Origin of the sequence: Stenotrophomonas sp. PA-6-5C (assembly GCF_021605635.1) — a bacterium.
GTDB classification, from domain to species: domain Bacteria; phylum Pseudomonadota; class Gammaproteobacteria; order Xanthomonadales; family Xanthomonadaceae; genus Stenotrophomonas; species Stenotrophomonas lactitubi.
This window is the reverse complement of sequence record NZ_WKEE01000064.1, coordinates 20,650-29,166: the sequence shown is the minus strand read 5'-3', so window position 1 is coordinate 29,166 and position 8,517 is coordinate 20,650. Positions and strand designations below refer to the sequence as shown.

General features: G+C 68.1%; 5 protein-coding genes. 3 read left to right on the top strand and 2 right to left on the bottom strand.

Translation table 11 applies throughout. From position 1 onward, the window contains the following. Both GIW57_RS20730 and GIW57_RS20725 read right to left on the bottom strand, forming a co-directional pair. Nucleotides 1-993 (bottom strand): 2-hydroxyacid dehydrogenase (locus tag GIW57_RS20730; RefSeq protein ID WP_236512621.1); only part of this gene is annotated, 993 nt, incomplete at its 3' end. Between the two features lie 97 nt (nt 994-1,090). Continuing rightward, nucleotides 1,091-3,973: an autotransporter outer membrane beta-barrel domain-containing protein gene (locus GIW57_RS20725; protein ID WP_236512619.1), complete on the bottom strand. Its 2,883-nt coding sequence runs from the start codon at nt 3,971-3,973 to the stop codon at nt 1,091-1,093. 288 nt (nt 3,974-4,261) lie between these two features. Between GIW57_RS20725 and GIW57_RS20720 the strand changes: the two genes are divergently transcribed. Genes GIW57_RS20720 through GIW57_RS20710 form a run of 3 tightly spaced genes read left to right on the top strand, consistent with a single transcriptional unit; the run spans nt 4,262 to nt 8,516 of the window. Beyond that, nucleotides 4,262-4,741: a sigma-70 family RNA polymerase sigma factor gene (locus tag GIW57_RS20720; RefSeq protein ID WP_100465698.1), complete on the top strand. Its 480-nt coding sequence runs from the start codon at nt 4,262-4,264 to the stop codon at nt 4,739-4,741. Then, nucleotides 4,738-5,706, top strand: a complete 969-nt coding sequence (locus GIW57_RS20715; RefSeq protein ID WP_100463955.1) for a FecR domain-containing protein — start codon at nt 4,738-4,740, stop codon at nt 5,704-5,706. The genes GIW57_RS20720 and GIW57_RS20715 overlap by 4 nt, the downstream gene beginning before the upstream one ends. Nucleotides 5,707-5,732: 26 nt before the next feature. Continuing rightward, nucleotides 5,733-8,516 (top strand): TonB-dependent receptor, encoded by a 2,784-nt coding sequence (locus GIW57_RS20710; RefSeq protein ID WP_236512616.1) that lies wholly within the window; start codon nt 5,733-5,735, stop codon nt 8,514-8,516. Nucleotide 8,517 lies beyond the last annotated feature (1 nt).

Below are 8,517 nucleotides of genomic sequence, written 5' to 3'. Positions count from 1 at the left end.
CACCCGGTTGCCGCAGTCCCGCCCCGCCGCGAAATCGGCCAGGTTGCCCAGCGTGATCGCCGAGATCTCCTGCAGCGCCTCCACGGTGAAGAAGCCCTGGTGGCCGGTCACCAGCACGTTGGGGAAGGTCATCAACCGCTGGAAGGCCTCGTCGTCGATGATCTCGCCGGACAGGTCCTGGAAGAACAGCGCGCTTTCCTGCTCGTAAACGTCGATGGCCAGGTGACCCAGCCGGCGCGACTTCAGCGCGCGGATCACCGCATGGGTATCGACCAGGCCGCCACGCGAGGTGTTGACCAGCATCGCGCCGGGCTTCATCCGCGCCAGCGAGGCGTCGTCGATCAGGTGCTGGGTATCCAGGGTCAGCGGGCAATGCAGCGAGACGATGTCCGAGCGCGACAGCAGTTCATCCAGTTCCACCATCGTGCCGATCTCCGCGAAGGCCGGCGAGGGATACGGATCGTGCCCCAGCACGGTGCAGCCCATGCCGCGGAAGATGCGCGCGGTGGCCAGCCCGATCTTGCCGGTGCCGATGATGCCCACGGTCTTGCCATGCAGGGTTCGCCCCAGCAGGCCATCAAGCATGAAGTTGCCCTCGCGCACGCGGTTGTAGGCGCGATGGGTCTGCCGGTTGAGGGTCATCACCAGCGCCAGTGCGTGCTCGGCCACGGCTTCGGGCGAGTAGGCCGGCACGCGGGCGACGAACAGGCCGAGCGCGTTCGCAGCGGCCAGGTCCACATTGTTGAAGCCGGCGCAGCGCAGCAGCACTGCGCGTACACCCAGCGCATGCAGGGCCTGCAGCACCGGCGCATCAAGCCTGTCATTGACGAACACGCAGACGGCGGCGCAGCCCTGTGCCAGTGCGGCGGTGTGCACGTCCAGCGCGGCGTCGAAGTACACGAACTGGAACTGCCGCCCTGCCCCTTCGCGCAGGTTGGCTTCCTCGAGAAAGCGGCGATCGTAGGGACGGGCACTGAAAACGGCGATCTGCATGGGAACGTCTGCGCGGAAATCCGCCACGACCATAGCGCACCCGCACATCGATGGGGATGGCACCGGCGGCGTGACTGCCGCCGGTGCCGGTACTGTCTTAGAACGTATAGCCCAGGCCCAGCATCACGCCGTTCTGCAGCTGGCCGTCGCGACGCTCGCCCACGTAGTCAACCATCACCGACAGGCGATCGCTGGCGCGGCTGGTCACGCCCAGGTTCCAGGCCAGCACCTGCTCGCCCACGGTCTGGCTGCTGGCACCGAACACCAGGTCCGGCGCAGCGGCGAAGCCGGTGCTGTAACGGGCCTGGGTGTCGCCCAGTTCCTTCTGCCAGACCACGCGCGCGCGCGGGGTGATGCGCTCGCCGTTGTTGCCTTCGAAGGTCTTGAACAACTGCAGGCCCGCGCCAACGCGGATGCTTTCCAGGCTGTCACCACGCCCGACCAGCGCGCCGGCACCCTGCCCTTCATTGAAACGGGTGGCCGAGGTGCGTGCGTAATCGACCACCGGCAGCAGCGGCTGGATCACCACGCCCTTGGCGGTGGTGAACGAGAAGCCGTGCTCCAGGCGGGCCGAGATCGCATCGTTGTTGTACTTGGCACGCAGCGGGCCCTGCAGGCCGTCGATGCCCTCGATGCTGCGGCGGGTGTCGTGGCGCAGGTCGGTGTAGCGCACCGAGGCCGAGAGGTAGCCACGGGAGTAGGTGGCATCCAGGTAGCCGCCCACATCCAGCGCGCGCACGTCGCCGGTGAACCCGGAACCATCGCGCCCCTTGGTCGACATGTCCGCAGCGGCAACGCTGACACCCAGGGTCACCCGGTCATCGGCCAGCTGCGTATCGGCACCGAGCACGATGCCACCGACGGTATGGCTCAGGCCGGCCACGCCGCCCTCGCCATCGATGCGGCCGTGGCTGCCGAAACCGCGGCCCCAGAGGCCATGGCTGCGCGGCGCTTCGCCGCCGTAACTCGTGCCGCCAGCGCTCGCCGCCGGCTCCACCAGATGCATCGCCAACTGGTTGAACAGGCTGCCATTGGCCATGCCGGGCTGCGCCGAAGCCGCCTGCGCTGCCTGTGCGGCCAGGCCGCCGGCGTCACCGCTGCCGCTGCGTCGTGCGGCCTGGTGCTGCTGCACCACGCTGCCGATGCTGCCAACCAGCGCGTTGTCGGCCAGGCGCAGGCTGGCGTGGCCATCACCGCGCAGTGCACCGGCCTGCTGTGCGATCACATCGCGATCCGCGAACTGCAGTGCCCCCAGCAGCGGCTTCAGGCCGGCATCCTGGCGCTGGCCGGCGGTTGCCAGCGCGCGGCCGAGACCGTCGTTGCCGTTGTTGCCGGTGAGCTGCGCAAGCTGGTCGAAACCGGGGTTGGCGGTCAGCGACAGGCCCTCGGCGGTCTGGTTGATATTGAAGCTCAGCAACGAGTTGTGACGCGGCCGGAACACCTCACCGCCGGTGATGCTGGCCGTATAGCCGGTGTCTCCCAGGCGCACCGCATCGGTGAAGCCCTGGAAGATCGGGCCGCTTACCAGCTCGCGCTGGTAGTTGCCGGCGTAGAAGCCCTGCGCCACGTTCAGCTCCAGGTGCGCGCCCGGCGAGATGACCAGCGCGCCCTCGTTGGCGCCGCTGTCGTAGAAGTCGCCCACGCGCAGGCGTCCACTGTTGGTGCCGCCCGCCTCGGTGACATCGAACAGCACCTTGCCGCCCGGCATGATGTTGACGTAGCCGTGGGTGACCAGGTCACCACCACGCGGCATCAGGGTGCCGTACACGCGCAGACGGTTGAAGCCGTCCTCGCGGAACGACGGACCGGTGCCAGCGAACAGCGCATCCGAGTCGTTGGCGACCGAGGCGATGTCACCGTGGCCGACCACCATGCCGGCCGCCTGCACGCGCAGCTCCGGGGTGCGCAGGGCGCCGCCTTCCAGGGCGATGGTGCCGTTCTCCACCAGCATGAAATCGGCGCCGGTGGTCTCGGCGGTGCGCCAGGTGCCGCCCTTGGCCACGCGGATCACACCGGCCGAATTGCCCAGCGTGGAGGCATCCAGCTCCGACAGGCGCAGGCTCGCCAGCAGGTCGGCCTGGATGCCCGGATCGCTGAGGAAGTCCTGCACCGAGAAGCGACCGATGCCGTTGGGACCACGTGCCGCCGCGTTGTAGATGGAAACGGCCTGGTTGATGTACGTGGTGGCGAAATCGGTATCGTTCCAGCGCGAGAAGTCGTCGTCGACGAACGCCTGCAGCTGGCGTGCGGTGCGCAGGTAGCCCGGATTGATGTCGCCGCTGACATTGCCGGTGACCGTCAGGGTGTCGCCCGGGTCACGGTAGCCGGCGGCGGTGATGATCTTGTTGCTGTAGATGTCCTGGCCGGGGAAGGTTTCCAGCTTGCGGCCACTGCCATCGGGATCGAAGCTGACCGACGGGCCGGTGGTCCGGGCCGGATCGCGGAACACCAGCAGGCCGTTGGGCTGCACCACCTCGTACATGGCCTTGTGCAGCAACCCGGCATCCATGCCGCCGCCGTAGTTGCCGGTGTAGATCTCGGTCATCCGCGGCGAAGGCGTATAGATCACCTTGCCACCGCTGCTGGCGGCGTGGATCTGCACCGAGTCGACCAGCGGCAGGTCACCGGCCAGGTAACGCTCGACGCCACCGGACTGCATGATCGAGCAGGACGAGATGCAGTGGCCGGACACGATGGTGTTCAGGCCATTGGTGCGGATCACCCCCTGCAGCCACTCACCCGCGATCAGCGCGCCACCATTGGAGGTGCGCAGCACGACTTCGCGGATCGGACGGCCTTCGGCCTGTGCCTTGGCCAGCAACGCCGGCAGTGCGACCACGTCGGCGACGGTCACACCGCCACTGAGCACGACGCGATCGCCCTGCACGTGATAATTCATTGCCATGACGTCATCCATCTGGCCCAGGGTCGCGATACCCACCAGGCCTGCCAGGGCGATGCTCAACTTCGAATGCTTCATTGCGTTCTCTCTCTCCGCCCGCACCACGCGGGTCGAAAGCAGAACGCAGCAGCGGGGCAGACGCCCCCAGTCGGCGACGAGAAAAAAGATGAACGCATTCACAATGGAAATGCCGGAGAAACGTGGGCTTCCCCATCCGGTCACCGTCGCGTAAAACTCGATGACGCGTCCGTCATTGTCGTCCGAGGCCCTCCCCTGTCCGTGCCCTCCCCTTTGCTCCGTCCTGCGCCGGAACTACCTGGGGTTCCGGACGTCTTCATTGCATTCGTACGTGAGGAACGCGCGCCGCTGTGTGCTTTCCTGCGCGCCCGCGGTGTTGGTCCCGAGGATGCCGAGGACATCGCCCAGGACTGCATGGAGCGCCTGATCCGCTACCGCGCGCACGACACCGAGGAACTGCGGCTGCTGCTTTACCGCATCGCCCGCAACCGCCTGGCAGACCGCGGGCGCTCGCCGCAATCGCGCAACCACCTGTCGCTGACCGAACGCGACGGCAACGAAGAAGCCGCCAGTGCTTCTCCTGATCCGCTGCGTCAGGCAGAATCCGGGCAGATGCTCGCCCTGCTGCGCCAGGCACTGTTCAAGCTTCCCGAACGTGCCCGCGAGGTGTACCTGCTCAACCGCATCACCGGGATGAGCTATACACAGATCGCCCGGCATTGCGGCATCACCGCCAAGACCGTGGAAAAACACATTGCCCGTGCATTGCAGGGCCTGCGCAAGGAGCTGGGCCCCGATCCTCTCCACAATGATGGAGACACCGAATGATCCGCAACGACAACAGGGATGACACGTTGCTATTTGAACACGCAAGCGCCTGGGTAGCCCGGCTGGAAGCCCCCGACTGCAGCCCCGAAGAGCGTCAATCCTTCGAGGACTGGCTGGCCGAGGATCCCGCGCACGTCAGCGCATGGGTGCAGGCCGAGAAGCTGCACCAGCGCAGTGCCGGTCTGGCCGGCGACCCGTGGCTGCGCACCGCCGCCGCACGCGCGGCACGCAGGCCGCAGCGGCGTTGGCTGCCGAGTGTGGCCGCCGCTGCCGGCGTCTGCCTCGCCGTTGGCCTGGGCTGGATGCTGTACACCGATGGCAATCCCACGCCCCTGACCTATGCCAACGCCAGCCTGCTGCCGCAGCAGCGCACGCTGGCCGATGGCAGCATCGCCATGCTCGACGCCGGCACCACGCTCACCGCACGCTTCGGCTGGCGCAAGCGCGAACTGGCGCTGGAGCACGGCCGCATCCAGCTGCAGGTCGAACCGTCATCGCGCTCGCTGCGGGTACAGGCCGGTGGCAGTTCGATCCGCGATATCGGCACCACCTTCCAGGTGGAACGCCTGGCTGACGGCCGGGTCGAGGTCGCGCTGCTGGAAGGTGTGGTGGAAGTCACCAGTGGCAGCGCGCAGCACACGCTCTCGCCGGGCCAGCAGCTGCAGGTCCTGGCCTCCGGCAAGATCCAACCGGGCCCGCAGCTGTCCTCGACCGCCGCCGCCGAGGCCTGGCCTCAGGGCAAGCTGGTGTTCGACGGCACGCCCCTGGCCACCGTGGTCGAACGCATGAACCGCTATGGCAGCACGCCACTGGTGGTCGCCGACCCGGACATCGCCGACCTCGCAGTCAGCGGCACCTTCCGTGCTGGCGACGCGCACGAACTGCTTTCCGCCCTGGAACTGGGGTGGTCCATTGCTGGCCAGCCGCGCTCGGATGGCGCGCTGGAACTGCGCCGCACCTACTGAGGCGGCGGCCGATGCCGGCGCCGGGTGTGCTTCGTTGGGACATACTGCGCTGGGGCCTGCTGCAGGCCCTGCTGTGCGTTGTGCTGGTGCCCGGTGTGGCGGCCACGACAAGCGCTGCCGAGGCTGTCGCCCAGGTCGACTATCGGATCGCTCCCGGCGCCCTGTCGCCGGCACTGCAGCAATGGGCACGACAGAGTGGCATCGCCCTGGTGTTCGACGCACGTGAACTGGCCGACCTGCGCACCAGCGGCGTTGCCGGCTCGCTGGCGCCGGCCGCCGCACTGAAGCAGCTCGTCGCCGGCATGCCGGTGAACATCCTGCAGACACCCAGCGGCGGATTCGTGGTGCGCCGGCATGCTGCGCCACCCGATGTGGTCGCGCAGCCGGTACGGCGGCCACCACCGCCAGCGCCACCGAAGCCGGTGCAGGTGGAGCTGGCTCCGATCCATGTCACCGGCAGCCGGTTGCCGCGCACCTCCGTGCAGACCACGCTGCCGGTAACGGTGATCGACCGCGAAGACATCCTGCGCAGCGGCTACGGCACGCTGTTCGACCTGTTGCGCCACCTGCCCGGCATGAACGGCCACCCGCCACTGAGCACCTCGCGCAGTGGTGATTCGCTGTACCTGCCGGTCGGCGCAGCAGCTACCACCAGCCTGGACGGCATGGGCCCGCGCGCGACCCTGTTCCTGGTCAATGGCCGACGCCTGCCGCGCTATCCAATGGTCTCGCTGGAAGAAGGCGGGCTGACCGATCTGGGTGGCATTCCGCTCAGCTTCGTCGAGCGCATCGAACTGGTGCGCGGCGGTGCGTCGGCCATCTACGGCGCCGACGCGATGTCCGGCGTGGTCAACATCATCCTGCGCGACCAGGCCGAGGGACCGGAGGCCACGCTGCAATCAGGGGTCAGCAGCCGTGGTGATGGCGATCAGTACCGGCTGCAGGCAGCCACCGGTGGCGTGCGCGAAGGTGGCGACCGCTGGTTCGCCGGCATCGACCTGCATCGCCTGCAGCATGTGGCCGGTGACCAGCGCGACTGGCATGCGGAAACCTCGCTGTACCCGATCGGGCTGATCATGGGCAACGGCGATTACTACCCGGCCACGCAGTGCCATCCGCCGCTGCAGCGCGAAGACGACGGCTGCTGGTTCGACAACGCCCGCCCGCGCTCGCTGCAACCGGCATCGGAAACGCTGTCCGGCTACCTGCGCTATCGCCACGAACGCGGTGACGGACGCTACGCCTACGTGGAAGCACGCGCCAGCCACAACCGCCAGCGTTTTGAACTGGGCCCGACCGCCGTCGCCCTCAATTTCAGCCGTGGCGCGATCCTCAATGTGGTCCTGCAGGAAGGCGGCGAAGTGCGCCCGCGCGTGCATGCCACTGAAGGCGACATCAGTTTTGGCATGGGCCGTGAGCGCGCCGGCCGCAGCTGGGATGCCGGCCTCAGCGCGCAGCGCAGCCAGGTGGACCTGCGCACCGAGGGCACCGTGCGCAGCGAGCGCCTGCTGGAAGCCGCACGAACGCTGGATTTCCTGCCCGGCTTTTCCACCCTGCCACCGGGGCTGGCAGAGGAGCTGTTTCCGGCCATCCACAACCGCGGACGCACCGAACAGTGGCAGGGCTGGTGGGGCATGCAGCGCACCCTGATGACACTGCCGGGCGGTGCGGCACAGCTCGCAACCGGTATCGACCTGCGCCGCGAGCGCTGGACGTCGCTGCCCGATCCGCTGCTGGGCAAGGGTGAGCTGGCGCTGGGCCTGCCGATGGAGCAGCGCCGGCTGACGCGGCAAAGCAACGCCGCCTACGCCGAACTGGGCCTGCCGTTGGCGCCGACGCTGCGCCTGGACGTGGCCGCGCGGCTGGACCGCGATGGCGGTGACACTGCGTTCTCGCCGCGTGCCGGCCTGCGCTGGAGCCCGAGCCCGCACTGGTCGTTCCTGCTGGCCAGTGGCCGCGGCTACCGCGCGCCCAGCATCTTCGAGCGGCGACGACCGCCGGGCTACTTCGGCCTGTATCCCCTGCCCGCATCGGCTTCCCTGCCACCGTGCGCGCGCCCGCTGCGCGGTGGCGGCTGCGCGGTGGAAGTAGAGGTGGTGGAGAACGATGCACTGAAAGCCGAGACCTCGCGCAGCCACTCGCTGGCTGCCAGCTGGACACCGAGCGATGCGTTCTCGCTGTCGTTGACCCACAACATCGTCGAACTGCGCAACGAGATCCTGGCCCTGCAACCCAGCGATGCACTGTGGAATCCCGGTACCTGGGAGCTGGATGAGCAGGGCCGCCTGCGTGATCTTCGCCTGTCATTCGACAACATCGGCCGCACCACCTCGCGCAACTGGGTACTGCGTGGCGAGTACCGGGTGGATGCCGGCCGCAACGGGCAGTGGTTGTTCTCGCTGGATGCGTTGAAGCAGCAGGAGCTGCGCCGCGATCGCAGCCATGGCGAATCGGTGGACCTGCGCGGGCATGCCACGCCGGCGAACGCGGGCATCCTCAACGTGCAGTGGCAGAACCCTTCCTGGGACATCGCCCTGCGTGGCAACCGCGTCGGCCGCACCCGCGCATGGCTGGCCGGTGAAGCATGCACGCAGGAGCAGCATGACCAGCGCCTCTGCATGAACCCCGCGCAGCTGCGCTGGAACCTGCACCTGGCGCGTCGGCTGAGTCCGCGCGTGATTGCCGCACTGGACGTGCACAACCTGCTTGATACGCGGCCGGTGAACCATCTGGTCGGCAGCGGCGGGCAGATGGCCGGGCTGGACGATCCGCTGGGGCGCTATTTCCTGCTGACCCTGCAATTCCGCTGAG

Bases quoted from the DNA above. Each gene is read 5' to 3' on its own strand.
- GIW57_RS20725 (WP_236512619.1), bottom strand. From the start codon at position 3,973: ATGAAGCATTCGAAGTTGAGCATCGCCCTGGCAGGCCTGGTGGGTATC.
- GIW57_RS20715 (WP_100463955.1), top strand. From the start codon at position 4,738: ATGATCCGCAACGACAACAGGGATGACACGTTGCTATTTGAACACGCA.